This window comes from Pseudoduganella sp. (genome assembly GCF_041914865.1).
Lineage (GTDB): Bacteria > Pseudomonadota > Gammaproteobacteria > Burkholderiales > Burkholderiaceae_D > Rugamonas.
The window spans coordinates 1-1,780 of record NZ_JAYSCO010000112.1; the positions used below are offsets into that span (position 1 = coordinate 1).

General features: G+C 66.6%; 2 protein-coding genes. One reads left to right on the forward strand and one right to left on the reverse strand.

The window, feature by feature from the left end; translation table 11 throughout:
- Positions 1-139 precede the first annotated feature (139 nt).
- On the reverse strand, positions 140-409 hold the full coding sequence (locus ACE3TQ_RS26705) for a GlsB/YeaQ/YmgE family stress response membrane protein (protein WP_374586764.1): 270 nt from the start codon (positions 407-409) through the stop codon (positions 140-142).
- A gap of 130 nt (positions 410-539) precedes the next feature.
- Between ACE3TQ_RS26705 and ACE3TQ_RS26710 the strand changes: the two genes are divergently transcribed.
- Complete coding sequence (locus ACE3TQ_RS26710) at positions 540-1,637, forward strand: hypothetical protein (protein ID WP_374586766.1); 1,098 nt, start codon at positions 540-542, stop codon at positions 1,635-1,637.
- Positions 1,638-1,780 lie beyond the last annotated feature (143 nt).

Below are 1,780 nucleotides of genomic sequence, written 5' to 3' on the forward strand. Positions count from 1 at the left end.
TCGTGGTCCATCGGTCCCTGTGCCATGGCTGCCTCCCTGAGGTTTGGTGAGGCTTCGACAGTCGGCGCGCCGCCGTGTTCCGCAGCAGGCGAAAAAAAAGCCAACGCCGTAGCGTTGGCTTGTGAGGAACCGGTTGACGCTACCTGACGCGGCCGCGGAAAACGAGGTTGACGATGGCCAGCAGGATCACGGCGCCGAGGAAGGAAACCCCCAGCGACAGGATGCTGAAATCGTCCGTATTGATGGTGCCGGTGCCAAACAGCGGCGACAGCAGCCAGCCGCCCAGCAGGGCGCCGACTATACCCACTACCACGTTCAGGAACACGCCTTGCTGCGCGTCCGTTTTCATGACCAGGCTGGCCAGCCAGCCCAGGATACCGCCAATAACAATCCAGATAATGAAATTCATATCGCCCCCCCTGTTGTTAGTGATTCCAGTGTAGGCCAGGCGCGCGGCGCGATTCCGTGCGCGAACGTACAGATATGGCGGGCCGGGCGGCCTATTGTGTCCGGGACTCAAGCCAGAAAGGGGAATTCGCATGAACACTGCAGACAAGCAATCCCGCATGGTGACCGGCCTGTTCCGCGACCGCGACAGTGCCGAGCGTGCCTGGCAGCACGCCACCTCCCGCGGTTACGGGAAGGACGACATCAACGTTGTGATGAGCGACGACACGCGCCAGCGCCACTTCAGCGGCGGTGTGGAAACCGAGCTTGGCACGAAAGCCGGGGAGGGCGCGGGCATTGGCGCCGGCGTCGGCGGTGCGATCGGCGCCGCGCTGGCGGCGGTGGCGGCCGTGGGTACCACGGTGGTGCTGCCGGGCCTTGGCATCGTGGTGGCGGGCCCGCTGGCCGCAGCGCTGGCCGGCGCCGGCGCGGGCGGCGTGACCGGCGGCCTGGTGGGCGCGCTGATCGGCGCCGGCATGCCGGAGGAGCGCATCAAGCCGTATGAGGAAGGCATCCGCAACGGCGGCATCCTGATGGGCGTGCACGCGCGCGACGACGCCGACGCAGCCGACATCGAGCGGCGCTGGAAGGAGAACGAAGGCGAGCACGTGATTGGCGTAGGCGTCGGCACCACCGGCGGCGCGCTGGCCGGTGCTGCGGCTGGTTCGCCGGCCGGCCCCGCTGGCATGGTGGCGGGCGCCGTGATTGGCGGCGTAGCCGGTGCATACGTCGGCAAAGGGGCGGCGGAAATCGTCAACCCGAAGGCCGAGGACGATGACGACGACCACAATCTCGCCACGGGCATCGGCGCCGGCGGCGGCGCCGCGGCCGGTATGGCGGCAGGCGCCGTGGGCGGCCCGGTCGGCATGGCAGCGGGCGGCGCCATCGGCGCGCTGGCTGGCGGCATGGCAGGCCAGGGCATCGGCACCCTGCTCAATCCGAGCGAAGAGCGCGTGTACTGGCAGGACCATTACCGCAACGAGTCCTACTTCAACCCGAATTACGACTACGACGACTACGAGCCGGCCTACATGCTCGGCTACACCGCACGCCAGCGCTACCGTGGCACATGGGACGAGCTGAAAGACCAGCTGGAACGCGATTGGGAAATGGTGAAAGGCAAATCACGCATGGCGTGGGAGCACGCCAAGGACGCGGTGCGCGCCGCCTACGAGAAAGAAGTCCCGTAAGCACCGCGCCCGCCGATGCGAAATGTCCGTCTTGGGGTCAGGAAGAAAAGTGGACATTTCGAATAAATGTCCACTTTTCTTCCTGACCCCGAAGTGGTCAGTTCGGCGGGGGCTTACGGGGCGGCGGTGGGTTCGACCTGGTT

What these genes read in the sequence shown, in the direction of transcription:
- ACE3TQ_RS26710 (WP_374586766.1), top strand. Translation starts at nt 540, where the DNA reads ATGAACACTGCAGACAAGCAATCCCGCATGGTGACCGGCCTGTTCCGC.
- ACE3TQ_RS26705 (WP_374586764.1), bottom strand. Translation starts at nt 409, where the DNA reads ATGAATTTCATTATCTGGATTGTTATTGGCGGTATCCTGGGCTGGCTG.